Below are 24,264 nucleotides of genomic sequence, written 5' to 3'. Positions count from 1 at the left end.
GGGAACAACAGAAGTTAGAAACAACTCAAGGAGGTAAAAGGAATGAAGGTTCTTGTCATAGGGGCAAATGGAAAAGTAGGGAAACATATCGTTGAAAAATTGATGGAAACAGAACATACACCATATGCGATGGTTCGAGATACAGATCAGATTCCGCAGTTTGAAGAAAAAGGTGTAAAAACCGTTTTAGGTGATTTGATGAGAGACTTCGAGCATGCTTTTCATGGCATGGATGCTGTTATCTTTGCTGCGGGATCCGGCCCCCACACTGGCGCAGATATGACGATTGTCGTTGACCAGGAAGGGGCGATCAAGGCTGCAGAACATGCCGAAGCAAATGGTGTGAAGCGTTATATGATGCTGAGTTCCATGGGAGCGGACCGTGCGGAAGAAGCGCCGGATGATTTCAAGTTCTATCTTTATGCAAAACATCGAGCAGATGAATACGTGAGGAGTACGGACCTTGATTATACGATTGTCCGTCCAGGAGGGCTCACGAATGATCCTGGTACAGGGAAGGTGAACTTGAGTGAACGTACAGACCAGGGAGAAATCCCGAGGGAAGATGTTGCCGCTACCCTTGTACAATTACTTTCTGTCAAAGGTTCTGTTCATAAAAGCTACGATTTGATCAGTGGTGAACAGCCTATCGATCAATTATAAATCTCACAAATTCACTAATTACTGCAGAGCTCAGCCTCCCCTTTTTGGTGACCCAAGTAATCCTTGTATGCCCAAAAGTCGCTATGTTGCTTGTGTTAAGCTGATAGGGGGGCAGGGTCCCATAGTTTTTCCATGGGGACTGATAACAAAGGTCCCCAATATTGGTGTTGATAAAAACAATAATCTTTTTTACATAAAGCGAGTAAAAAATTTGTTGAAATATGTTTAAATCTTTTGATGACAGGGAAGAGTTCGTTAGAGATTCTACACAAGGAGGGGGAGCGTTGAGTAACCCGAACGTCATCGTATACACGAGTCGGAACTGCAACTATTGTGATAAGGTGATCACTAAGCTGGAAGAGTGGGAGATTGATTATGAAGAGCGGAACGTTTCAGAAAATCGCGAGCAATTCAGGGAGTTGCAAAGGCGAAACGTATATGGAACGCCTGCTGTATTTATAGATGGGGAGAAGATTCTTGGTTTCCAAGAGCGCAAAATGAAAAATAGATTAGGGATTAAAGAAGAGACACCATATATGAATACAAATACGATGAACTTTTCTTAATAGTTTCGACAAGTGATTAGATATCACTTGTTTTTTTTATCGTTTTGCGAAATATTTTTTTGCTAATATCTTTTTATTGATTTATAACCCAGATTCAATGCCCGACCAGCCCTTGTACGTGAGTTGCCTTGCAGAATCTTTCATCAATAGTGATTAACTTTTGTTTCACTTTTCAAACTGCTTCCTCATAGGCTGAAGTATCATACGTTAAAGGTGGAACAGTTATGTACACTTATTACCCTCATTACCCTTATTATAATTATAATGGTTGGTATCGTTATCCCACCACCCCTCCTTACGATCAGAACACCTATCAACAGATGTACAACAATCAAGGTAACGTCTGGGGGTTCGAAAACTATAACCAATCCATGTACGGTTTCCAAAATCCGTATATGAATAGTTACAATTACACAGGTTATACTGAGACCGGGAATGGTACTCCGCCTTCATTCAATGTTGGGGCGATGTCAAAAGGTGTCATGAACTATTTTCAAAATGAAGAAGGTCAGCTCGACTTCGATAAAATGATGTCAACGACTGGGCAGGTAATGAAAACGGTGAAAGAAGTGAGTCCTATCGTCAAGGGGATCGGTACATTCGTTAAAGGAATTAAGTAATGCGCGCTATTTTTTTAGTGCGCATTTTCTTAAGGTAAGATTTACCATAGATACCGATTTTTCAGAGGGATTCCTATGTTATAATTTTTCGCATAACGAAATAATGATGGGCGGAGGCAAAGCGACATGAGTATTGGATGTTTATGTATTCACGGATATACAGGGAGTCCGGAGGAGGTACAACCTCTTGTTGACTTTTTGGAAGCCCGGACAGATTGGGAAATTGTTAATCCGACCCTCCCTGGTCACGGCGAAGACCTGGATCTTGAAGGGCATTATTATCAAGAGTGGATTGCAACCGCAGAGCTGGCGTTGCTCGATTTGCAGAAGCGCCATGACAAAATCTATATCATTGGATTCTCTATGGGTGGCATGATAGCAGCTTATTTGACTGCGAAGTACCACCTGGATCGTCTTGTCCTGCTTTCTGCTGCTGGAAAGTATGTCAGCTTACCCCAAATGTGCAAAGACGTGCTGGAGATGTGCGCTGATGCATGGAAAGGAGTTCTTGCCGACAACGAACTCTTTCGGAGATACAAGAAAAAAATGCGGGACACGTATTTGTTTTCGACTATCCAATTCATGAAATGCGTCCAATTCACACGGCCGTATTTACAGTTTGTGCGATGCCCTGTCTTAATAATTCAGGGGGAGTTGGATGGTATGGTCCCACGCGCGGCTGCAACCTATTTAGAAGAAGAAATACCTTCAGATGAAAAAGAAGTGATTTTTTTGAAAAAATCCAAGCATTTAATTTGTCATGGGGATGATCAGGAAGAACTTTTTGATGAGGTGCTTGATTTTGTAAGCCAATAAGGGGGCGGGGAATGTGGAGGAACATAGGGGGAAAATACCTATCCAACCACCATTTTATTATGGATGGATAGTGGTTTTGGTTGCGGGGCTGAGTGTATTTTTCTCTGGCCCCGGCCAAACTTATTCGATATCTATTTTTATTGATTATTACATAGAAGATTTTGATTACTCTAGATCACTGGTTTCCGGGATTTATTCGACGGCAACTTTACTGGCAGGTATTACCCTGTTTATGATGGGTCGGCTAATTGACCGCTTCGGCCAGAGAGCGATGATGGTCACTATTGGAATTAACCTTGCTTTGGCTCTGTTTTGGAATGCCTTTCTACTTGGTCCTATTATGATGTTTCTTGGGTTTTTTATGATCCGCTTATTTGGACAAGGTTCCATGACTTTGATTCCAAACACGCTTGTCCCTCAATGGTTCATCCGAAAAAGGGGGAGGGCTCTCAGTGTCATGGCAGTCGGAGGATTTGCGAGTTCTGCCTTGCTTCCCCCTTTGAACACCTGGTTGATTGATTCTTTCGGGTGGAGGATGACCTGGGGGATGTGGGGCTTCGCCTTACTGGTGGTATTCGTCCCGCTTGCTTATATTTTTGTTCGTAATAAACCGGAACATATTGGAGAAGTCCCTGATGGAACACCCAAGCCTGTGAAAGAAGATATGAAAAATCCGAATGTCGAAGTGAATGAAAAAAGCTGGTCATTGAAAGAAGCGATGGCAACTCGAGCATTTTGGTTTATTCTTTTTTGTGTCATCGTTCCAGCTCTCGTTAATACAGCGGTGACGTTCCATATTGTTTCCATCATGGATTTACAAGGACTGGATACAGGAGTGGCGGCAATGGTGTTGACCTTGATGGCGCTTATCGGTTTTCCTGTCACTTTTGTCAGTGGATATCTCGTTGATCGCTTCCAAGTTCACTATGTGCTTGCAATCACTTTCTTTGGTCACATTTTCACTTTAGTCATTCTATTATTTACAGATACCTGGTGGATGGCTGTGGTGTTCGGAGTGTTCTGGGGATTTGTCAACGGATTTGAGCGAATCGTTTTGAACATTGTTTGGCCGAATTATTTTGGGCGTGAACACTTGGGTAGCATTAAAGGTCTTGCTCAAACGGTGATGGTCGTTGGTTCAGCCCTCGGCCCGCTGCCATTCGGTTTGTTTTTTGACTGGTTTGGAGGCTACCAGGAGATTATATTGCTGACGATTTTATTCCCAGTTACCGCAGGGATTCTCGCACTATTATCTCCACAGCCGAAATATGAAGATTATCATGCATGAAAAAAGGTCAGAGGAACTCCATCCTCTGACCTTTTTTATATCGCTATGGTTCCCTTTAATGCAAGGCTCAATTTCGAGACACTTTGGGAGTGGGTAGGTGCGGCGGGGATGAGGAGACTTGCCGTCTTCCCCGCTGCCCATCCACTTAAACAAAAGTTTCGAAGCCGAGTCTTCATGAATACTCCCAATAAGGGAATCGTTTAGTCTTTGAAGAAGGCGATGACGAGGCCGCCTTCCCCAGCATAGGTTGAGATCAAAGGTCCCATTTCCATGAAAAGACTATGGTTGAAATGGTAGCGCTCTTTAATTTTATTCAATACAGAATGACCACGTTCTTCATCATTACAGTGAGAGAGAGCTATGGCGCGATCTTCAAATTGGTTCGTATATTCACCGATTTGGTCGATAAAGCGGCGAAGAGATTTTTTGTCTCCTCGAACTTTTTCTGTGACTTCTATATCCCCAACCTCACTAGCTCTCATAAGAAGCTTGATATTCAAAGTCTTGGCGAGGGTACCCTTTACTTTGTCCAAGCGTCCCCCTTTAATTACATTTTCTAGTGTCTTTAAAATGAAAAGGGTGGATGTTTTCTCAATTCGCTCTTCTATATGGGCGACAATCTCTTCGAACTTCAACCCTTCCGCTATTTTCTTCAGAGCTTCATCAACGAGAAGTGCTATTCCGCAAGAAGCCGTCTTTGTGTTCAAGACAGCAATCTTTCTGTCGGATTCCTCTTCAAGTAACATGTTTCTCCCCATTACAGCGCTCTCATAAGTACTGCTCAACCCCTGGGTTAGGGATAAAACAAGAATTTCGTCATTTTCATCGATGACCTTAAACTTTTCATAAAAGTCGTTCGGACTTGGGGAAGAAGAACGAGGAAGTTCCTCTGCTTGTTTCAGTTTTTTATAAAAAGTAGCTAAGTCAATTGTTTCTCCTGTCTTGTATTGCTCGTCTCCGAAATGGAGGTTGAGTGGAACGGACTGAATGTTGTATTGTTCCATCATTCCTTGAGGCAGATCTCCACCGCCATCGATGATCAATTGTATTGCCATATGTTCACCTGCTCTCTTAGTTTCTCCTGCATTTAGTCTGCCATCATTATAACAGACTCCATAGTCATCTATTGCCCGTTTTGTGGGTGAATTTAGGTTTCACTTTTTTTGTGGTGCTCAATATGAACATCATTAGACCGAAGATGACGATCGATCCCCCGAGCCATTGTGCCCAACTGATGGACTCCTGAAGAATCCAGTATGCTAATAGGGAGGCTCCGACCGGCTCGACAAGCACCGCCATAGAAATCGTCGATGTGCTCAACCATTTTAACGTCCAGTTGAACAGTGTATGACCGAAAAATGTCGGGATGATGGCTAGTCCTAAGAACATCAGCCACTGATTACCGGAATAACCTGTGAAAGAGTATCCAAGGAGCACATTGTAAAGAAGAAGCGTAATAGCTGCCATCCCATAAACAATAAATGTGTAGGTCATCAATGATTGGTGTTTTCGTAAATTTTGTCCCAATAAGAAATAACCGGTGACTGTCAAAGCGCCAAGAAGAGCGAGAATATCCCCGAATAAGGCAAGACCGCTGATTTGAAAGTCTCCCCAGCCGATGATGGCGCTTCCTGTAATCGTAATGACCAAGCTAAGAATAGCTCCGACTGTGAACCGTTCTTTAAAGAAGATATATGTGCCAATGAAGGCGAATATTGGCTGTAGGGAAACGAGTACGACAGAGCTTGCCACCGTGGTATAATTTAGAGATTGAAACCACAAAATGAAATGGAAGGCGAGGAAAATCCCTGAGAATATAGCCAGGAGCCAATCTTTCTTACGAGTTTGTTTTATTTCGTCAAAATGTTTCCATAATACATAAGGAGCCATTATTGCAACCGCAATCGCCAAACGATAAAAAGCAATCATGGAAGCGGGAGCTTCACCAGCAAGTTTGACGAAAATTGCGGATGTGGAAATGGACAGGACCCCGATCAACAAAATTAAATATGGTTGTATTGGAGGTTTTTCCAAGTGAGCCCTCCTCTGGTATGCGTGAGTTTTTAATCATTTTATCATTATTGCGTTTGAAAAGCATAGAAAAAATGTGTAGAATTAACTATGTAATATGTGTTATGATGAATGAATCTATAAGGCAGATACCAGAGAAGCCTCTCCCGTTTCCTGTGGCAGAAGGCTTTTTTTACATGTGAATAGGTATAGATTTAACAATAAAGGAGTATGAAATTACTGTGACAACATTTCAATCACTAGGATTATCAAAGCCTATCCTGAAATCATTAGATGTTATGGGTTTTGAAGAAACAACACCAATACAAGAACAAACGATCCCTCTAGGACTAGAAGGAAAAGATGTCATTGGTCAAGCTCAGACAGGTACGGGAAAAACGGCTGCATTTGGTATTCCGATGCTGGAAAAAATCAACAAGCAAGTGAAGGCCGTTCAAGGACTTGTCATCGCCCCGACAAGGGAATTGGCTATTCAAGTAGCAGAGGAGCTTAACCGTCTAGGGAAAGGAAAAGGCATTCGTGTCCTGCCTATTTATGGTGGATCGAACATGGAGCGCCAAATCCGTGCCTTGAAAAATAACCACATCGTCGTAGCAACACCAGGACGTTTGCTGGACCACATCCGTCGTAAAACGATCAAGTTACAAGATGTCCACACAGCAGTACTTGACGAAGCGGATGAAATGCTCAACATGGGCTTTATCGAGGATATCCGCGATATTCTGAAGGCACTGCCAGAAGAGCGACAAACATTGCTTTTCTCAGCGACAATGCCGAAAGAAATCCGTGATATTGCAACAACATTGATGAATAATCCGGAAGAAGTAAAAGTTAAAGCGAAAGAAATGACGGTGGAAAACATCGAGCAGTTCTTCGTAGAGATTCCGGAAAAACACAAATTCGATACACTGACACGTTTGCTGGATATCCATGACCCTGCATTGGCCATTATCTTCGGTCGTACTAAACGTCGTGTCGATGAAGTAGCTGACGGTCTTCAAGCTCGTGGATTCAGTGCTGAAGGCATTCACGGTGACTTGACTCAAGGGAAGCGTATGTCCACATTGAACAAGTTCAAACGCGGACGCATCGAGATCCTTGTCGCAACAGACGTTGCAGCACGTGGTCTGGACATTTCCGATGTTTCCCACGTATACAACTTTGACATTCCACAAGATCCAGAAAGCTATGTCCACCGTATTGGGCGTACCGGACGTGCGGGTCGTAAAGGGAAATCCATTTCCTTCGTTACACCACGTGAAAAAGATCAGCTTCACCTGATTGAGAAAATCACGAAGAAGAAAGTGGAACGTTTGAAAGTACCTTCTTCCGAAGAAGCAGCTCGCGGACAGCAAAAAGTGGCTGTTGATAAATTGGCAGAAACGATTTCAAACAACGATTTGAAGAACTACCAGCAAGCAGCCAATGAACTGCTTGAACAGTATGATTCTACAGACCTTGTCGCAGCAGCATTGAAAATGATGACAAAAGAACGCAGTGAAGTACCTGTTCGTTTGTCTTCTGTTCAACCGATCAGTGTGAAAAACGCCCAGCGTGACAAGAATAAGAAAAAAGGTGGTTACCGCAAAGGTGGAGGCGGTAAGCGCAATTTCAACAATAAAAACAAATCCCGCAACCGTAATTTCAGTGGAAAAGGCGGAAACCGCGGTAGTTACCAAAATAAAGGCCGTAGCTAATCAGGCCATAAAAAAAGAGATCAGACCTCCAAAAGAGGATCTGATCTTTTTTTATATTATCTACACTGCCCATAAAAGCTACCTATTCTTGAAGACGCAGTTTCGAGACAAGTCAATATCGAATCACTCTGTTCTTCGTGTTTCCTTTATCTCCTACAGCTCTACGCTTGTAGTCTAATCATTTCAGGGAGTAGAACACTCCCTGAAATGATTGTTCTTAAGCTTGTCGAGACTGATCAAAACACTGCCCAGTCCATACGCTGATGCTCCAGGTACTGCGCTTTCCAATTAGGAGTTCGCAGCTTCCCGTCCCCATTACCTTACTGAATATCTCGGAACACCTGGACAAACAAAACAGGGAGATATCATGAAAAGGTTCTACAACTGCTGTTCTCACCTCTCTCCATTCATTATAAGGCAGAATGGAGACTGATTCCGAACTAATACGGCAAAGGGGCGGAAGGAAACGGTGTGACTCCTGTTGGATTAGCGGGACAGGTGAGACCCTGTAGAGCTTTAGCTCGAGGAGGCTCAGTTCCCACCCCACGGAAAGCGATCCGTTTCCTGGAGCCCCTAGAGTACCCCGATTATCTCGGAATCGAGTGTTCAAATACTGCTATTAAGTTCAATAATTGGAGAAAAATGAAGCCGCTAACTTTATCAGATAGCGGCTTTGTTTTATTACATACGATTTATAAGCGCGAACAAGGCGAGGAAGATGATGATGCCCCAAACGATATATTTTCCAATATTACCGCGGGGGAGTTTGCGCTTTTTCCAACGGTTCGGATCAAAGGAAATTTCGTCACTGTCTGCTTTTGAATGCCGAGCACGCACTTGCCAAAGGGAGAAGGCTTGAGCATTTTTCAAAATAATTGGAGCGATTGCAAAACCGCCAATCAAGCCGAACAAGTGAGCGAGAACATTGATGTTTGACCTAGCAAATGTCATGAAAAAGCCAATCGCAAAAATAGCGAGGATGATTTGCGAATTCGCTGTATCAATCAAGTGCTTCCGGTTCATGACCATAAATAAGTACACGCCGAAAATTCCGAAAATCGCGCCCGAAGCGCCGAGGTGCCAGTAGTAGGCATCTGGGTCGACGACAAATGTGCCGATATTACCTGCAATTCCTGCAAAGAGATACATTAAGATAAACTTGCCTTTTCCTAGCATCTGTTCAAGAGCAGGGCCGAACAGGACGAGAGAAAAGGAGTTGAATAAGGCGTGGGTGAAATTTCCATGTAAAAAGATCGGCGTTATAAGGCGCCAATATTCCCCGTTCAAAATCAATACGTTCATTCCTGTTCCCCACTGTTTCAGTTCGACAGCAAATCCAAACTGAAGGAAATCCATGAAAAGCCACAAAAAGAAATGCAAGCCGACAAGGAATGAGACTATAGGATAAAATCTCAGGAACTCTTTGAAGTTTTCTGTGCGTACAAACATAACGCTGTCTCCTTTTATAGGTACCTCTAAATTTATTCTTGGTGTGTGAGTGATTTTGCTTAGTGAAAATAGTGTTTAATTCAATGTAGTCTTCCTTGTTTCCTTGTATTCTTCTTTTATCATGAAAAGATTCGGGTATACTGTTCATAGATTGTTATAGAAAAGGAAGATGAATCGTGATCAGAGGAATCGGTGTGGACATCATTGAATTGGATCGTATTAAACAAAGTATAAAGCGAAAGGAGCGTTTTGTTCAACGGATATTAACGGAACGTGAACAAGAGCGTTATCTAATGTTAAATGAAAAAAGGCAAGCGGAATACTTAGCTGGACGCTTTGCGGCGAAAGAAGCTTTTGCGAAAGCAACAGGAACGGGGATCGGAAAATTAGGATTCCGGAACGTGGAAGTTCTTTCAGATGAAAAGTCAGGCGCACCCACGATGAAAGGGAAAGGTTACGAAAATTACCGCATTTGGGTATCCATCAGTCACAGTACTGACCATGCCATTGCCCAAGTAGTTTTAGAAGAGTACTAGAGAGGAATAGGAGGACAGACATAATTACATAGGTTGTCTCATAACATTGTAATGCGGGTAGGAGGGAACGAATTGGATATTGTTACCGCACAGGAAATGTACGAACGGGATCGAGTGGCGATGGAAGCTGCTGGATTAGAAGGGGAATTGCTCATGGAGAATGCTGGACGCGCTGTCACTTATGATTTGCTGCGTCACATTCTTCCTGAACACAAGATTGTCGTCTTGATTGGTGCTGGCAATAACGGTGGCGATGGCTTCGTCATTGCCAGGACATTGCTGAACCTTGGATATGACGTGGAAGCTTGGCAAGTTGTTCCCGATACGAAGATTTCTGGCGATGCAGAAGCCCATAAGAGGATATTCCAAGCTTCTGGTCACCCGTATAGACGAATGAATCGTTCGGAAGACTTGAATACTTCTCTAAGACAGGCAGATGTATGCATTGATGCGATGCTTGGAATCGGCGCAAAAGGGCGGCTGAGAGAGCCTTTCGCTACTATCGTCCATCTTTGTAATGAACAATCAGTTCTAAGGTTGGCCGTTGATATTCCGACAGGCGTGCCAGCAGATGAGGGCGTGGATGATTTTGATGCTTTCAAGGCCCATTATACATCCATCATCGAAGCTCCGAAGCAAAGTGTTTTCCTTCAGCAAACCGAACCTTTTTATGGGAAGTGGTCAGTTGTTGAAATCGGACTCCCTGTAAAATGTTTTGCTAATCACCAGCGGCGATTGTGGGAAGTTTCTGATTTGAAAAGGACGATGCCGGAAAGGGACGCACATTCTCATAAAGGGTCTCATGGAAAAGGACTGATCCTAGGGGGTTCTCGCTACATGCCAGGGTCCGTCTCCATGACAGCAAGGGCCGCTTTGCGTAGTGGATCAGGTTTGATCGCTATTGCGACAGATCGTCAGGCAATACCGTCGATTGCTTCTTTTATCCAGGAAGCGACCTTTGTGGAGTATGAAGAAGGAGGACGAGCTCCGGATCTATCCAGTTATGATGGGGTCGCAGTCGGGATGGGTATCGGTCGGGAGGCAGCACAGGGGGGATCTGATCGGACAATTGGTTCGTGAAAAGGAAACCCCGCTTCTTATTGATGCAGATGGGTTGTACCTTTTGAAAGACTCTTTAGAGGAATTGAAGAAAAGGACTGCCCCGACGGTATTGACGCCTCACCCTGGAGAATTCGCCCATTTGACTGGACGATCGATCAAGGAAATCTTACTTTCTCCTTTTTCTTACTCGCGGGAATTTGCTGAACATTACGGTGTCCATCTTATCTTAAAAGGTCCTTCCACAGTGATCACAGCCCCTGATGGGGAACAACGAGTCGATCATACAGGGAATGATGGACTGGCCAAAGGTGGTAGCGGGGATGTTTTATCAGGTATTCTGTTGAGTATGATGATGCAGACAGAGAACCTGATGGATGCGCTGAGTAACGGATGTGTCCTCCATGGATATACGGCTGATTTGTTAGTACAGGATGGACATTCGAAGGTTGACCTACTCGCCACTGACGTCATCGAAGGTTTATCCCGGACGTTCCGTACAGTTTCTTCTTGATCCATATCACTACGTTCCCTTTGTCCTTAAGTAGAGACAAAGGAGTTGAGTCTTATGCAAAGACGTTTTCTGATCCTATTGTTCAGCCTCTTCGTCTTGGGTGCTTTGACTGCTTGTGGCTCACAGTCGAAAGAAGATGTCGTCAAGAAGTTGGAGAAACAGTCGGAAGAGATGGCTGGTTATAAGACGGAAGCGAATATGAAGATGCGTACAGGGAAAGAGGAACAGAAGTACAACATTCAGGTGTGGCATAAGAAGGACGACTATTATCGTGTGAAGTTACAGAACGATCAGGATGAAAAAGGAAGCCAGATCATTCTGAAAAACGATAGTGGTGTTTATGTATTGACTCCAGCTTTGAACAAGAGCTTCAAGTTCCAAAGCGAATGGCCGCAAAATACGAGTCAACCTTACTTGTTTGCTTCCCTCTTGAATGATATTAAAGCTGATTCAGAAGCTGAGTTCAATGCATCGGAAAACTATTATGTGTTCAAAACAAAGACGAATTATCAAAATAACAAGACATTGCCATTCCAGGAAATCTATTTTGATAAAAAGACGTACCACCCGGTCATGGTCAAGGTATTCGATCAAGACATGAACGCATTAGTGGAAGTGCAATTTGCTAATTTCTCCAAAGATGATTCCATGAAGAAGGAAGACTTTGATGTGGATAAGAACATGGCTATGGCACCGACGGAAGCTCCTGTAGCGAATATGGAAGGGGAAGAACTGGAAGAAGTTCTTTATCCTCAGGAAACATTCGGAGCTGAATTGGCAGATGAACGAGAAGTGACTTCAGAGGACGGAAAGCGTGTCATTATGACTTATGCGGGAGATAAAGATTTTACATTGGTCCAAGAGAAAGCGGAAGTGCAAGCAGCGAGCGCCCAATATTCTGTTCAGGTGAATGGTGAACCTGTCCAACTTTCGGATGGGGTATTCGCCGCTTTCGAGCATAACCGTCTGGAATGGAACCATAATGGAACAACCTATCAATTGGCGAGCAATGAATTGACCCAGGATGAAATGGTTGCCGTAGCAAGTTCGATCAACAATGGTACTATGGTCAAATAATCATGGAAGGAGCAGGCTTAACGGTCTGCTTTATTTTCTTTTTGTGCCCTTTCTTTATTTAGCATTTGACACCGTCTTCTTCTCATTCAATAATAGTAAGAATAGTTAGAGAGAGGAGCGGGCACATTGTCATTCACCAATTATTACAGAGATTCCATCGCTGAGATTGACTTGTCAGCGATTAAATATAATATAGAGCAATTAAAAAAACGTTTAAAGGGTGGGACAGGGATTTATGCAGTCGTCAAAGCTGACGCTTATGGACACGGGGATATTCAAGTAGCCCGTGCGGCGCTTGATGCCGGGGCCAAAGGGTTAGCTGTCGCTCTTCTGGACGAAGCAGTAAAACTGAGACAGGCTGGGATTGAATCACCTATCCTCGTTATGGGATGGACCCGTCCGAAAGATGCAGTTGTTGCCGCCGAACATGCGATTTCGCTCACTGTTTTCCAGGAGGAATGGCTGGAACAAGTAGAGGGATTATCATTTTCTCCGCCTTTAAGACTTCACTTGAAAATCGATACGGGCATGGGGAGAGTTGGAATTCGAACGCCGGAGGAAATGGAACGAATTCTCAAAATCATGGGAAGGCAATCTGCTTTTAAATTGGAAGCAGTATTCACGCATTTTGCTACTGCAGATGAAGCGAATACTGAATATTTTGAAACCCAGCAAAAGCGTTTTGAAGAATTGTTTTCCCATTTTAAAAGGAATTGGCCAGAAAATGTCGAAATTCATACTAGTAACAGTGCAACGAGTATGAGATTCCCCGAGCGGATGGATCACTTTGTCCGTTTCGGCATTAGTATGTATGGTCTTTACCCTTCTCCTGTTGTCAAAAAGGAGAAACCGATTGATTTGAATCCCGCTTTCCAGTTGAAGAGCCGTCTTGTCCATGTGAAGAAGTTGGAGGCAGGGGAATCAATCAGTTATGGGGCAACCTACACGACAGAAAAAGACGAGTGGATCGGGACTATTCCTCTTGGCTATGCGGACGGTTGGATCCGCAAACTGCAAGGGATGGACGTTCTTGTCGACGGGAAACGCCATCCGATTGTCGGAAGAATTTGCATGGATCAATTCATGATTTGCCTTGATCAGGAATATCCTATAGGGACAAAGGTTACCTTAATTGGTAAACAGGGGGAAGAAGAAATTTCTGCTGATGAAGTGGCGGACCATCTCGATACCATCAATTATGAGATTCCCTGTATGATCAGTCAGAGGGTGCCGAGAGTTTTCCGACAGGATGGGAGAACGATAGCCGTCAGAAATTCATTATGATGCTATTTCTCTCATTTAGGACAATTCTCCCTATGTAAGGATAAAAGCTTTCATGATTCACGAAAAAAATCCAACACTCCTTTGCAATGGACACTCCCGTTTGATAAGATTAGAGTGGACTAATTGACTGGTTTCTTTTGAGAGAAGATGGTGGAGGTGTATGGTTTTGTCCGATAGCATGCAGGAGATTGTCATCCGGATTCCGGATAACCTACTCAATGAAGTGGATGGCTTCATTCAACTCGATAACAGTGATCGGAGCGATTTCATGTGTCAAGCAACGAAAATGTATTTGCGTGAGAAAAAACAACGTCATATCAGAGAATCCATGCGTAGAGGCTACATGGAAATGGCGAAAATCAATCTAAATATCGCTTCAGAAGCGTTTCAAGCTGAAGAGGAGGCCGAACACACCCTGGAGCAACTAGTGAGCGGGGTGTGAAGCCAGTGATAGTCAAACGAGGTGACGTTTATTTCGCTGATTTGTCCCCGGTTGTGGGATCCGAACAAGGCGGGGTCCGCCCTGTACTCGTCCTTCAAAATGATATTGGTAATCGTTTTAGCCCTACCGTGATCGTCGCGGCGATTACAGCGCAAATACAAAAAGCCAAACTTCCAACACATGTAGAAATCAATGCAGAAAAATACGGGTTCGAGCGAAATTCTGTGATCCTACTAGAACAAATCAGAACGATTGACAAGCAGCGTTTGACCGACAAGATCACTCAACTCGATGAACCGATGATGCAGCAAGTGAATAAAGCTTTGCAGATCAGCCTCGGTTTAATCGACTTCTGATCAAAAATTTTTATTTATTATGATAAAGTTACCAAATTAAGGTAACTTTATTTTTTTTGCTTTTCTGGTTTATTATAAATGTAAGAAGGGTACGGTATATGGCGTGTTTTTTATTATTAAGTTTTTTTAACATAGATGCTTATCTTGTAATGGGAATCCTTTGGAAAAATCCCAGTGACACAAGCTTTTCAAGGGTGGGGATTCCTTTTTCTTCTAATAAGATGTCAAAATTGAAAAGATGCAGTTTTTTTCGTAAGTAGCTAATGGTGTGAAAGTGGGTCAGTTTCTGATAACATTATATCCAAATAGAATTAGAGCGTAACATTAATAGAAGGGTAATGAGGCGGAGGTTTAGATAATGGATGAACGATTGAAAAATGTAGTACTAGAACATAGCGATGATATCGTGACCATGTGGTTAGAGGAAATCAATGCCCACAAGAAAAATGATTACACCTCAACAATCTCAGATGAGATGTTCGAAAGCACCAACAGGGAGTTTGTGAATGTCATCTTTTCCAGTATCGAGAAACAGGGGTTATCCTCTGACTTGGACGACTTTTCGGAGCGTTTAATCAATTTAGGATGGCCGTTGAGCTATTTGACCGATGGGATGCAAGTGTTCCGTCGTGTTGTAACAGACTTTATCTTGAAGCAATCCGATAAGATAGACTCGGACTATTTCTCTGAAGTGTTGAGAAAGGTGGATGGTTGGGTGGATCCGATCATCAATCGACTCGTCAACGAGTATTCAGGAAGTTGGGAACATATCGTTTCATTGCAACGCGTGGCATTGCAAGAACTCTCAGCTCCTTTAATACCGGTGATGGAAAATATCACGATCATGCCATTGATCGGCACCATCGATACAGAGCGGGCAAAGTTGATTATGGAAAACTTGTTGGATGGAGTCATTAAACATAACGCGGAAGTCGTTTTGATTGATATCACAGGAGTGCCTGTCGTCGATACGATGGTTGCCCACCACATCATCCAGGCTGCTGAGGCCGTTAGATTGGTCGGATCGAGATGTATTTTAGTTGGTATCCGTCCTGAAATTGCACAGACCATCGTGAATCTGGGTATCGATTTAGGTAAGTTCCCTACAAAGAGCTCTTTGAGGAAAGGGTTCCAGACCGCATTAGAACTGACTAATCGACGTATTGAAGAAACACAAAACAATGATGAAGACATCGAAGAATTAATTGATTCGCTAGATAGGGAGTGATAACGATGAGGATACCTATTTTAAAGCTTCATAATTATTTATTGATTTCCATCCAAATCGACCTGGATGACCAAACAGCAATTCAGTTCCAGGAAGATCTGTTGAGCAAGATTCATGAAAGCGGGGCGACAGGCGTGGTCATCGACCTGACTTCCGTTGATATAATCGATTCTTTCATTGCGAAAGTCCTCGGTGACGTAGTGACAATGTCTGATTTGATGGGGGCAAAGGTCGTACTGACAGGAATCCAACCAGCTGTGGCGATGACGCTGATTGACTTAGGCATACACCTGCAAGATGTCCCAACAGCGTTAGATTTAGAACAAGGGTTGATTAAACTTCGCCAGGAATTGGAGGAGTGAATATGGATTTCCAATCCTGTGTCAATATAAAAAAGGAGTGGGACATTGTCGGGGCGCGTCAACTTGGCCGGGACATTTCCAGGAAGATAGGCTTCGGGACCGTCGACCAAGCGAGAATCGCCACGGGCATATCCGAATTAGCAAGGAACATTTATTTATATGCAGAGACAGGGGAAGTCTGTTTTGAAGCCTTGGAGGATATGAATAAAAAAGGAATCAGGATCGTAGCGATCGATAAAGGGCCTGGAATCAAAGATATCAGCCAGGTCATGGAAGATGGGTTTACGACTTCAGGAGGACTCGGAGCGGGACTGCCCGGCGTGAAACGGTTGATGGATGAATTTGATATCGTCTCCCAAGAAGGAGAGGGAACGGAAATCATTGTTGTCAAATGGCTCCGTTAAAGGAGGTAGAAACGATGAGTTTATTGAAACTCGACCTAGAGAATTATAAAGATCTTTTAAAAGAGTATATTAAGACGAAAGATGAGCAAGCACTCTATCAAGCGGAGCAGTTCAGTAAGCATTCCATGCAACAAAATATCTCTCCAGAGGAGATTATCAATATACACATCCAAGCGTTACAGGAAATATACCCGGATATGCCGGAGTATATTCAATCATCCATGAACTTTCTTCTCGAAACGATGATTTCTTACGGATTAGCTTATCAAGAGTATCAAACACTAAGGGAGAAGCAGCTGGAGCTCAAGTCTGAAATTTCTGTTGCTGCGAATATGCAGAAGACCTTGTTGTCTACAGTGAAACCAGACCTTGAAGATGTGGAGGTCGGTGCTCTGAGTGTCCCGGCGAAACAAATGAACGGGGATTACCATCACTTTGTAGATGATCGTCAAGGAACTCTCGGGATTGCTGTAGCAGATGTGATTGGTAAAGGGGTTCCTGCTGCCTTATGTATGTCGATGATCAAGTATTCCATGGATAGCTTTTCGGGCATGGGTACAGACCCGAATGTCATTCTTGGCAGTCTAAACCGTGTTGTCGAAAGAAACGTGGATGCCAGCATGTTCATCACAATGTTCTATGGTGTATACAATTCCAATAAACATACGTTTACCTATTCGTCTGCAGGTCACGAACCTGGGTTCTATTATCATAAGGACCGGGATGAGTTTGAAGAAATCGATGTACCAGGACTAGTACTCGGGGTTTCTCCAGAAGTAACTTATAAACAGTACGAAAAGAAAGTTGAAAAAGGAGATATGATCATTCTTCTGACAGACGGAGTCACAGAATGTAGACAAGGTGACCGTTTTATCGAACAAGAAGAGATATTACATGTGATCAAGCAATATTCACACCTGCCAGCTCAGGGGATTGTTGAACAAGTGTATAAACATTTTGAACGCTTGCAGGATTTCCAATTGAGAGATGATTTCACTTTAATTATTTTAAGAAGAAATGTTTAAGGTTTTGAGGTATAGGGTATTTACTATTTAGCTTTTATTTTAATTTAATTAAAAGCAATTAGGAGGGGATTTGAATGAACTTATCTATAGATGTTACGAATAATGAAGGGGTCTCTAACGTCGTTCTTACGGGTGAGGTCGATGCGTTTACGGCTCCTAAGTTGAAAGATACATTACTTCCGCTGACGAAGGAAAAAGGACAAGTGGTGGAAGTGGATTTTCAAGATGTTAATTATATGGATTCTACAGGGCTTGGGGTATTTATTAGTGCCCTGAAATCAACGAAGGAGCATGCGTCAACAATGAGACTTGTGCACATGCAGGATCGTGTATATCGTTTATTCAAGATTACTGGTCTGACTGAAATCATAAACATCGAGTCTACAGTGCAAGGTGGAATGTAATGATGGAACCATTTGATTTTGTGGAAGTGAAAGTGCCTGCCAAAGCTGAATATATAGGGGTCGTTCGTTTGAGTATATCCGGAATTGCGAACCGCATGGGTTTCACATATGAGGATATTGAAGATCTCAAAGTAGCGATATCTGAAGCGATTACGAATGCAGTCAAGCATGCTTACAAAGAAACAGGTGAAGGGGAAATCACCATCGGTTTCGGTGTCTATCAGGACCGTCTGGAAGTTATGGTTGCTGATCATGGCGGAAGTTTCAATCTTGGTGAAATCAAGGAAGATATCGGTCCTTACAAACAGGATGATGATATTGAAGAACTTCGCGAAGGTGGGTTTGGCCTATTTCTGATTGATGCTCTTATGGATAAAGTCGAGATAAATAGTAAATATGGAGTCATTGTCCTCATGACAAAATATCTCCATGAAACTGGGGTGGGTCAAAATGGCGACCAAATCACAACACCACAATGAGGAAGTTTACGAATGGATCGCCTACTTACAAGAGCATCCCCGTGATGAAGCTGTACAAGAGAAAATCGTACTTGTATACAAAGACCTTGTTGAATCCATTGCGCGTAAATACTCTAAAAACAGTACCATTCATGAAGACTTGGTCCAAGTGGGTATGTTGGGGCTGTTAGCTGCGATTAGAAGGTATGATCCTGATTTCGGGAAATCTTTCGAATCGTTTGCGATACCGACAATCATTGGGGAAATCAAGCGTTTCATACGTGATAAAACATGGAGCGTCCATGTGCCCCGCAGAATTAAAGAGCTTGGACCAAAAATAAAAAAAGCAGCGGAAGAACTTACAAATACTCTCCAACGCTCCCCATCTGTATTGGAGATCGCCGAATATCTGGAAGTATCTGAAGAAGATGTGTTGGAAACAATGGAAATGGGCAAAAGTTATAAAGCCCTTTCTGTCGACCGTAAAATTGAAGCAGACTCGGACGGAAGTACGGTTACGATTCTTGATTTGATCGGGAACCATGAGGATGGCTATTCCAACATCGATCAGAAGATGCTGCTTGAAAAAGTGTTGCCTATTTTAAGTGAACGAGAGCAAGAGATTCTACAATGCACCTATTTTGAGAATATGAGTCAAAAGGATACAGGCGAACGGTTAGGTATATCCCAGATGCACGTATCTCGTTTGCAAAGACGCGCATTGAGGAAATTAAGAGAAGCCCTGCAAGCTGAGTCTGTCGAGGTATTCTAAGTGGAGAGGGAAAATAAACGGGTGAACCTATCTGTCTTCCAAAAAGCCAAAAAAGGAAATTATTATTGTGGGGATAGCTATTTTTACAGAGAAACGGACGATGCGTTCCTTTGTGCACTGGCCGATGGTCTGGGCAGTGGAGAAATGGCAAGGGAATCATCCAAGGCTGTAATGGACGTAATAGAAGAGAATCCGATTTTGACCGTAGAAGCACTTGTGAAAAAGTGTAATGAAGTATTAGTAGGGAAGCGAGGAGTCGTTCTTGGTATTCTGAGGATAGACTTTAAGACTGATACTTACTCCTATTCCTCCATCGGGAATATCGGTGTCATTACCGTAGAATCGGATGGAAAACGAAATCGTAATATTCCGTTAGCTGGATATTTATCGGGATACCCGCGTACGCTGAGAGTCACTCGAGGAAAAGCTCAGAAAGGGATGGTCTTTCTTATGTTTTCAGACGGAGTCAATGACCGTCGTCTGTCTTCTAAGTTAACCCGAATAAAGAATGTCGAACACATTACACAACAATATAAAGAACTTTATGGACAGTCGCGAGATGATGACACGACTTTGATCGCCATGGAGTATGATTGATAAATCCTTATTCTTCGCTATAGCAGCAGAGAATAAGGATTTATTAATTTTTTCGATAGTTACAATAGATACCTGTATTCATTCGTTTGACTATTGTGGTGAAACAGTAGAGGGTAGCGAAATTGCTATACTAGTTAACATCTTCCCTTGGTCCCAGATAGAAGAAGGACCTTGGATGTGAAAGTACATATTGGCCTGGGGACTTGCCTCTCAGGTAAACCCAAACGGAATTTGGTACAATAAAAAAGACGTCATTAAAGGAGGTCATTTTTTGAGTGATATAAACAATAATCCAGAATTATTGAATCTGGTAGCCAAACAACTAAAATTGAATGCCGACACAATTAAACAAGTGATCGGGTTGCTGGACGAAGGCAACACCGTACCATTCATTGCCCGTTATAGAAAAGAACTGACAGGCGGCTTGGATGAAGTGAAAATCAAGGATATTGAAGATCACTGGAATTATGTTAAGAATCTTGTCCAACGCAAAGAAGAAGTCATCCGTCTGATCGATGACCAAGGGAAGCTTACAGAAGAGCTCCGTCATCAAATCGAAACAGCTGAAAAGTTGCAAAAGGTAGAAGACCTTTATCGTCCTTATAAACAAAAGCGTCGGACGAGGGCTACTATTGCCAAAGGAAAAGGATTGGAGCCACTTGCACTTCAAGTGTGGGAGCAACAGAAAATTGATTTCGATACAGAAGCAAAGAACTACTTCTCTGAGGAACATGAAATAGCATCAGTGGAAGACGTTCGCTCAGGAGTCAATGATATCATCGCCGAGTGGGTTTCTGATGATCCTACATACCGTGAAAAAATTAGGAAGCAAACATTTGATAAAGGGACAATTTCTTCTTCAGGAAAGAATGCGGATAAGGATGAGAAAGGGATCTTTGAGATGTATTATGATTACCAGGAACCTATTCGATCCATTGTATCTCACCGTGTCCTAGCGCTAAATCGTGGAGAAAAAGAGGATGTTATAAAGGTTTCCGTTCAACCTCCAGAGGAGGCTATCCTTCAATACTTGGATAGAAGAGTAATTAAACCTGGCACAGTGGGGCAACTACAATCTCTTCTAAAAGAGGCAATTCAAGATAGTTATAAGCGTTTGATACAGCCGTCCGTAGAAAGAGATATTCGAAACTCTCTCTCCGAACAGGCGGAAGAACAGGCGATTGAAGTCTTTTCAAGCAACTTGCGCAGCTTATTGTTACAACCTCCGTTAAAAGGGAAAGTAGTCCTTGGTGTGGACCCTGCCTATCGCACAGGATGTAAACTGGCTGTTGTAGATGAAATTGGGAAAGTGTTGGATATCGGAGTGATTTATCCTACTGCACCTAAGAATGATACAGCTGGAGCTGAAAAGAAAATCCTCCAATTCATGAAAAAGTATGACATTGAGCTAATGGCGATTGGAAACGGGACGGCATCAAGAGAAACAGAACAATTTATTGCCGATATGATTCAAAATCATCAACTTGATGTATCTTATATGATTGTTAACGAAGCAGGAGCCAGTGTTTATTCAGCTTCTAAGCTTGCTCGTGAAGAATTCCCGGACATGCAAGTGGAAGAAAGAAGTGCCGTTTCCATTGCCAGACGTATTCAGGACCCTCTAGCTGAACTAGTAAAAATAGATCCAAAATCAATTGGTGTAGGGCAATATCAGCATGATGTCACACAAAAGAAATTGAGCGAATCGTTGACATTCGTAGTCGAAACAGCTGTTAACCAAGTAGGAGTCAATGTGAACACGGCGTCAGCTTCCTTGCTGCAACATGTATCTGGACTTAGCAAGACGGTTGCAAACAACGTGGTGAGAAAGCGGGAAGAGTTAGGAAAGTTTATGAAGCGTTCAGAACTGAAGGATATTCCTCGTTTAGGAGCTAAAACTTTTGAACAGAGTATCGGGTTCTTAAGAATAATGGACGGCAAGGAACCCCTTGATCGTACCTCCATTCACCCGGAAAGTTATAAGGCTACACGGGAACTGTTGAAGATGTTAGGCCTCAACAGTGAAGATTTAGGAAGTGAGAAACTAGCAGAAGAATTGAAGCAATTAGAAACAGCTTCTACTGCTGAACAACTAGGCATCGGTAAGCTGACTCTTGAGGATATATTGAAATCGCTTGTCCAACCGGGAAGGGATCCACGTGATGATCTCCCTAAACCTCTGTTGAAAACAAACGTTCTCTCCATGGAAGATTTGCAGCAAGGTATGGAACTAGAAGGGACAGTAAGAAATGTCGTCGACTTCGGGGCATTTGTAGACATTGGTGTAAAGCAGGACGGGCTTGTCCATATTTCTAAGCTAGCCAATAGATATGTTAAACATCCGATGGACGTGGTGTCAGTTGGTGATGTAGTCACTGTTTGGGTAGATCAAGTCGATATAACAAAACAACGAATCGCTTTGACCATGGTTAATCAATAATTGAACTGAAGCTGCCTGGGAGATTGCCTTCCGGGTAGTTTTATTTATAAAGCTGTTGATAGTAATACCAGCACTGGTTTAACATTTTAATCTGATACTTATCTTTATTGAAAAAAGCTTTCGCCATTTGATTCTTAAGCCATGAGGGCATAGGACTCCAACTCCTTTTATTCAACCTTTATTCAACTTTTTTCATTCTTATGATACAGTATGCAAAGAATAGAGGAGGTGTTCCTGTGAAGTCACTAACACTACAGGAATTACAGAAGTGGACAAACGATTTATCTGAAAAACACTTTGACAAACCATTTATTGATATTGTAAAATTCAATTCTCGTCTTAGGACGACAGGAGGGCGTTATATTCCTTCGAAAAAAACCATTGAAATCAATCCGAAGTATGTAGTAGAATTGGATGGTGCTGAATTAGAGGGCATCATTAAACATGAACTATGTCATTATCACCTTCATATTGAAGGGAAAGGCTTCGGACATCGTGATCCTGAATTCAAAGAATTATTGAAGAAAACAGGATCACCGAGATATTGTTCTCCATTACCGTCACAAAAACAAGCTAGGTCTCATCATTATATTTGCACAGAATGCGGACAAGCATACCAGCGCAAAAGAAGAGTAGACACAAAGCGGTATCGTTGCGGTAAATGTAAAGGGATTTTAAAAAAGAAGTAAATAATCCATTGACGAACAAGACAACACATGTTAAATTAATTAAGCCTTAACAAAACAACCCAATACTCGAAAAAAAACGAAATCTTTTTTCGAAAAAAAGGGTTTGACATTATCGGCAGGATGTTATAAGATATATAACGTCGCTGATAAACGAGTCAGCAACATTCAACATTATTCCAACGTAGCTCAGTGGTAGAGCAATCGGCTGTTAACCGATCGGTCGTAGGTTCGAATCCTACCGTTGGAGCCATTATGGAGAAGTACTCAAGTGGCTGAAGAGGCGCCCCTGCTAAGGGTGTAGGTCGCGCAAGCGGCGCGAGGGTTCAAATCCCTCCTTCTCCGCCATTTTTTATTTTGGCCCGTTGGTCAAGTGGTTAAGACACCGCCCTTTCACGGCGGTAACACGGGTTCGAATCCCGTACGGGTCACTTGAATTTATAAAGGTCCGGTAGTTCAGTTGGTTAGAATGCCTGCCTGTCACGCAGGAGGTCGCGGGTTCGAGTCCCGTCCGGACCGCCATTTTTTGGGCCATAGCCAAGCGGTAAGGCAACGGTTTTTGGTACCGTCATGCGCTGGTTCGAATCCAGCTGGCCCAGCCATTTTTCTTTGAAAAAAGAGTTGACAAAAAGCGCAATAAGTTATATGATGTTTCTTGTGCTTATAAAAGATAACAAGCTTTTCAAGTGTTAGAGATTCCTTTCATTTGAGCCATTAGCTCAGCTGGTAGAGCATCTGACTTTTAATCAGAGGGTCGAAGGTTCGAATCCTTCATGGCTCACCATTATTATGCGGGTGTGGTGGAATTGGCAGACACGCTAGATTTAGGATCTAGTGCTTCACGGCGTGGGGGTTCAAGTCCCTCCACCCGCACTTTCCAATTATCATGACAGCATCCATTTGTTTTAAAATGAATTTTGCGGTCGTGGCGGAATCGGCAGACGCGCTAGGTTGAGGGCCTAGTGGGAGGTAATCCCGTGGAGGTTCAAGTCCTCTCGGCCGCACCAACTTTTACAAAAAAGTTCTTGCGTTAAAATGTCGAATGTGTTACAATGGTAAATGTCGCTTTAAATAAAATAATGCGCCCGTAGCTCAATTGGATAGAGCGTCTGACTACGGATCAGAAGGTTAGGGGTTCGACTCCTCTCGGGCGCGCCATTATTATTACGGGAAGTAGCTCAGCTTGGTAGAGCACTTGGTTTGGGACCAAGGGGTCGCAGGTTCGAATCCTGTCTTCCCGACCATCGAGATACAACTAACAACAAGAAATACTTGCGGGTGTAGTTTAGTGGTAAAACCTCAGCCTTCCAAGCTGATGATGAGGGTTCGATTCCCTTCACCCGCTCCATTATTGAATTTCATCGGGGCCTGTAGCTCAGTTGGTCAGAGCGCACGCCTGATAAGCGTGAGGTCGGTGGTTCAAGTCCACTCAGGCCCACCATGATTGAATTGATCTTTGAAAACTGAACGAACCAACCAGTACGTCAAGA

General features: G+C 43.0%; 27 protein-coding genes and 12 tRNA genes. 35 read left to right on the top strand and 4 right to left on the bottom strand.

All coding sequences use genetic code 11. The features are described from left to right. The first annotated feature begins 42 nt into the window (after positions 1 to 42). The 5 genes from BMZ58_RS17280 (at position 43) to BMZ58_RS17260 (ending at position 3,953) form a co-directional block, all read left to right on the top strand. Entirely contained in the window at positions 43 to 663 is a 621-nt protein-coding gene (locus BMZ58_RS17280; RefSeq protein ID WP_075037797.1) for an SDR family oxidoreductase, read from the top strand. A 284-nt stretch (positions 664 to 947) separates the two neighbouring features. Then, positions 948 to 1,229 carry a glutaredoxin family protein gene (locus tag BMZ58_RS17275; RefSeq protein ID WP_075037796.1) on the top strand — a complete coding sequence of 94 codons (282 nt, stop codon included), beginning with the start codon at positions 948 to 950 and terminating at the stop codon, positions 1,227 to 1,229. A gap of 224 nt (positions 1,230 to 1,453) precedes the next feature. Next, positions 1,454 to 1,849 carry a YppG family protein gene (locus BMZ58_RS17270; RefSeq protein WP_075037795.1) on the top strand — a complete coding sequence of 132 codons (396 nt, stop codon included), beginning with the start codon at positions 1,454 to 1,456 and terminating at the stop codon, positions 1,847 to 1,849. Between the two features lie 126 nt (positions 1,850 to 1,975). Further along, positions 1,976 to 2,665, top strand: coding sequence for an alpha/beta hydrolase (locus tag BMZ58_RS17265; protein ID WP_075037794.1), 690 nt, complete (start codon positions 1,976 to 1,978; stop codon positions 2,663 to 2,665). 13 nt (positions 2,666 to 2,678) lie between these two features. Continuing rightward, complete coding sequence (locus BMZ58_RS17260) at positions 2,679 to 3,953, top strand: MFS transporter (protein WP_075037793.1); 1,275 nt, start codon at positions 2,679 to 2,681, stop codon at positions 3,951 to 3,953. A gap of 200 nt (positions 3,954 to 4,153) precedes the next feature. Here the strand turns inward: BMZ58_RS17260 and BMZ58_RS17255 are convergent, their stop codons facing one another. Together BMZ58_RS17255 and BMZ58_RS17250 are read right to left on the bottom strand one after the other, a co-directional pair. Continuing rightward, positions 4,154 to 5,008, bottom strand: coding sequence for a DegV family protein (locus tag BMZ58_RS17255; protein ID WP_075037792.1), 855 nt, complete (start codon positions 5,006 to 5,008; stop codon positions 4,154 to 4,156). A gap of 64 nt (positions 5,009 to 5,072) precedes the next feature. Next, positions 5,073 to 5,987 (bottom strand): DMT family transporter, encoded by a 915-nt coding sequence (locus BMZ58_RS17250; RefSeq protein WP_075037791.1) that lies wholly within the window; start codon positions 5,985 to 5,987, stop codon positions 5,073 to 5,075. Positions 5,988 to 6,205: 218 nt separating this feature from the next. Here BMZ58_RS17250 and cshA point away from each other — a divergent pair, with 218 nt between their 5' ends. Then, positions 6,206 to 7,681: a degradosome RNA helicase CshA gene (cshA, locus tag BMZ58_RS17245; RefSeq protein WP_075037790.1), complete on the top strand. Its 1,476-nt coding sequence runs from the start codon at positions 6,206 to 6,208 to the stop codon at positions 7,679 to 7,681. Between the two features lie 681 nt (positions 7,682 to 8,362). Here cshA and BMZ58_RS17240 read toward each other — a convergent pair. Next, a complete protein-coding gene (locus tag BMZ58_RS17240; RefSeq protein ID WP_075037789.1) occupies positions 8,363 to 9,130 on the bottom strand; it encodes a rhomboid family intramembrane serine protease in 768 nt (255 codons plus the stop codon). A 176-nt stretch (positions 9,131 to 9,306) separates the two neighbouring features. Here BMZ58_RS17240 and acpS point away from each other — a divergent pair, with 176 nt between their 5' ends. The 16 genes from acpS (at position 9,307) to BMZ58_RS17160 (ending at position 22,088) form a co-directional block, all read left to right on the top strand. After that, on the top strand, positions 9,307 to 9,666 hold the full coding sequence (acpS, locus tag BMZ58_RS17235) for a holo-ACP synthase (RefSeq protein WP_075037788.1): 360 nt from the start codon (positions 9,307 to 9,309) through the stop codon (positions 9,664 to 9,666). A 72-nt stretch (positions 9,667 to 9,738) separates the two neighbouring features. Next, complete coding sequence (locus BMZ58_RS17230) at positions 9,739 to 10,746, top strand: NAD(P)H-hydrate epimerase (protein WP_244151638.1); 1,008 nt, start codon at positions 9,739 to 9,741, stop codon at positions 10,744 to 10,746. Continuing rightward, the gene (locus tag BMZ58_RS21490) at positions 10,736 to 11,239 is read left to right on the top strand and encodes an ADP-dependent NAD(P)H-hydrate dehydratase (protein WP_244151636.1); all 504 of its coding nucleotides are present in this window, start codon (positions 10,736 to 10,738) and stop codon (positions 11,237 to 11,239) included. Before BMZ58_RS17230 ends, BMZ58_RS21490 begins: the two co-directional genes overlap by 11 nt. A 54-nt stretch (positions 11,240 to 11,293) precedes the next feature. After that, positions 11,294 to 12,316: a LolA family protein gene (locus tag BMZ58_RS17225; RefSeq protein WP_075037787.1), complete on the top strand. Its 1,023-nt coding sequence runs from the start codon at positions 11,294 to 11,296 to the stop codon at positions 12,314 to 12,316. 126 nt (positions 12,317 to 12,442) lie between these two features. Continuing rightward, positions 12,443 to 13,600 carry an alanine racemase gene (alr, locus tag BMZ58_RS17220; RefSeq protein ID WP_075037786.1) on the top strand — a complete coding sequence of 386 codons (1,158 nt, stop codon included), beginning with the start codon at positions 12,443 to 12,445 and terminating at the stop codon, positions 13,598 to 13,600. Positions 13,601 to 13,760: 160 nt separating this feature from the next. Beyond that, positions 13,761 to 14,042: a CopG family ribbon-helix-helix protein gene (locus BMZ58_RS17215; RefSeq protein WP_027956786.1), complete on the top strand. Its 282-nt coding sequence runs from the start codon at positions 13,761 to 13,763 to the stop codon at positions 14,040 to 14,042. A gap of 5 nt (positions 14,043 to 14,047) precedes the next feature. Further along, positions 14,048 to 14,398: a type II toxin-antitoxin system PemK/MazF family toxin gene (locus BMZ58_RS17210; protein ID WP_035511328.1), complete on the top strand. Its 351-nt coding sequence runs from the start codon at positions 14,048 to 14,050 to the stop codon at positions 14,396 to 14,398. Between the two features lie 358 nt (positions 14,399 to 14,756). Further along, a complete protein-coding gene (locus BMZ58_RS17205; RefSeq protein WP_075037785.1) occupies positions 14,757 to 15,626 on the top strand; it encodes an RsbT co-antagonist protein RsbRA in 870 nt (289 codons plus the stop codon). A gap of 5 nt (positions 15,627 to 15,631) precedes the next feature. After that, positions 15,632 to 15,988 carry an STAS domain-containing protein gene (locus BMZ58_RS17200; RefSeq protein ID WP_008632953.1) on the top strand — a complete coding sequence of 119 codons (357 nt, stop codon included), beginning with the start codon at positions 15,632 to 15,634 and terminating at the stop codon, positions 15,986 to 15,988. A 2-nt stretch (positions 15,989 to 15,990) separates the two neighbouring features. Further along, positions 15,991 to 16,392 carry an anti-sigma regulatory factor gene (locus BMZ58_RS17195; protein WP_075037784.1) on the top strand — a complete coding sequence of 134 codons (402 nt, stop codon included), beginning with the start codon at positions 15,991 to 15,993 and terminating at the stop codon, positions 16,390 to 16,392. Positions 16,393 to 16,406: 14 nt separating this feature from the next. Then, complete coding sequence (locus BMZ58_RS17190; RefSeq protein WP_075037783.1) at positions 16,407 to 17,417, top strand: PP2C family protein-serine/threonine phosphatase; 1,011 nt, start codon at positions 16,407 to 16,409, stop codon at positions 17,415 to 17,417. Positions 17,418 to 17,491: 74 nt separating this feature from the next. Further along, entirely contained in the window at positions 17,492 to 17,821 is a 330-nt protein-coding gene (locus BMZ58_RS17185) for an STAS domain-containing protein (RefSeq protein WP_075037782.1), read from the top strand. A gap of 2 nt (positions 17,822 to 17,823) precedes the next feature. Beyond that, positions 17,824 to 18,300, top strand: coding sequence for an anti-sigma B factor RsbW (gene rsbW, locus BMZ58_RS17180; protein ID WP_075037880.1), 477 nt, complete (start codon positions 17,824 to 17,826; stop codon positions 18,298 to 18,300). After that, the gene (gene sigB / locus BMZ58_RS17175) at positions 18,272 to 19,051 is read left to right on the top strand and encodes an RNA polymerase sigma factor SigB (protein ID WP_075037781.1); all 780 of its coding nucleotides are present in this window, start codon (positions 18,272 to 18,274) and stop codon (positions 19,049 to 19,051) included. Before rsbW ends, sigB begins: the two co-directional genes overlap by 29 nt. Continuing rightward, positions 19,052 to 19,648, top strand: a complete 597-nt coding sequence (locus BMZ58_RS17170) for a SpoIIE family protein phosphatase (protein ID WP_075037780.1) — start codon at positions 19,052 to 19,054, stop codon at positions 19,646 to 19,648. Positions 19,649 to 19,919: 271 nt separating this feature from the next. Continuing rightward, a complete protein-coding gene (locus BMZ58_RS17160) occupies positions 19,920 to 22,088 on the top strand; it encodes a Tex family protein (protein ID WP_075037778.1) in 2,169 nt (722 codons plus the stop codon). A gap of 40 nt (positions 22,089 to 22,128) precedes the next feature. On the opposite strand, the gene cmpA is transcribed toward BMZ58_RS17160, so the two are convergent. Next, positions 22,129 to 22,239, bottom strand: a complete 111-nt coding sequence (gene cmpA, locus BMZ58_RS20870; protein WP_139207373.1) for a cortex morphogenetic protein CmpA — start codon at positions 22,237 to 22,239, stop codon at positions 22,129 to 22,131. Between the two features lie 85 nt (positions 22,240 to 22,324). On the opposite strand from cmpA, the gene BMZ58_RS17155 reads away from it, so the two are divergent. From BMZ58_RS17155 to BMZ58_RS17095, 13 genes are all read left to right on the top strand, one after another. Further along, positions 22,325 to 22,777, top strand: a complete 453-nt coding sequence (locus BMZ58_RS17155) for a SprT family protein (RefSeq protein WP_075037777.1) — start codon at positions 22,325 to 22,327, stop codon at positions 22,775 to 22,777. 175 nt (positions 22,778 to 22,952) lie between these two features. Further along, positions 22,953 to 23,027: transfer RNA gene (locus BMZ58_RS17150), tRNA-Asn, on the top strand. A gap of 4 nt (positions 23,028 to 23,031) precedes the next feature. Beyond that, positions 23,032 to 23,122, top strand: a tRNA-Ser gene (locus BMZ58_RS17145). A gap of 11 nt (positions 23,123 to 23,133) precedes the next feature. Next, positions 23,134 to 23,205 (top strand) — tRNA-Glu (locus BMZ58_RS17140). Between the two features lie 14 nt (positions 23,206 to 23,219). Continuing rightward, positions 23,220 to 23,296: transfer RNA gene (locus tag BMZ58_RS17135), tRNA-Asp, on the top strand. A 5-nt stretch (positions 23,297 to 23,301) separates the two neighbouring features. After that, a tRNA-Gln gene (locus BMZ58_RS17130) sits at positions 23,302 to 23,376 on the top strand. Between the two features lie 106 nt (positions 23,377 to 23,482). Continuing rightward, a tRNA-Lys gene (locus BMZ58_RS17125) sits at positions 23,483 to 23,558 on the top strand. Between the two features lie 7 nt (positions 23,559 to 23,565). Continuing rightward, positions 23,566 to 23,647 (top strand) — tRNA-Leu (locus BMZ58_RS17120). 46 nt (positions 23,648 to 23,693) lie between these two features. Next, positions 23,694 to 23,781 (top strand) — tRNA-Leu (locus tag BMZ58_RS17115). Positions 23,782 to 23,855: 74 nt separating this feature from the next. Continuing rightward, positions 23,856 to 23,932, top strand: a tRNA-Arg gene (locus BMZ58_RS17110). 9 nt (positions 23,933 to 23,941) lie between these two features. Then, a tRNA-Pro gene (locus tag BMZ58_RS17105) sits at positions 23,942 to 24,018 on the top strand. 30 nt (positions 24,019 to 24,048) lie between these two features. Next, positions 24,049 to 24,122 (top strand) — tRNA-Gly (locus BMZ58_RS17100). A gap of 16 nt (positions 24,123 to 24,138) precedes the next feature. Then, positions 24,139 to 24,215, top strand: a tRNA-Ile gene (locus BMZ58_RS17095). The last annotated feature ends 49 nt before the right edge of the window (positions 24,216 to 24,264 follow it).

This window comes from Halobacillus dabanensis (assembly GCF_900114165.1).
GTDB classification, from domain to species: domain Bacteria; phylum Bacillota; class Bacilli; order Bacillales; family Halobacillaceae; genus Halobacillus; species Halobacillus dabanensis.
The sequence above is the reverse complement of the archived record's forward strand: the minus strand, read 5'-3'. Positions and strand labels throughout refer to the sequence as shown.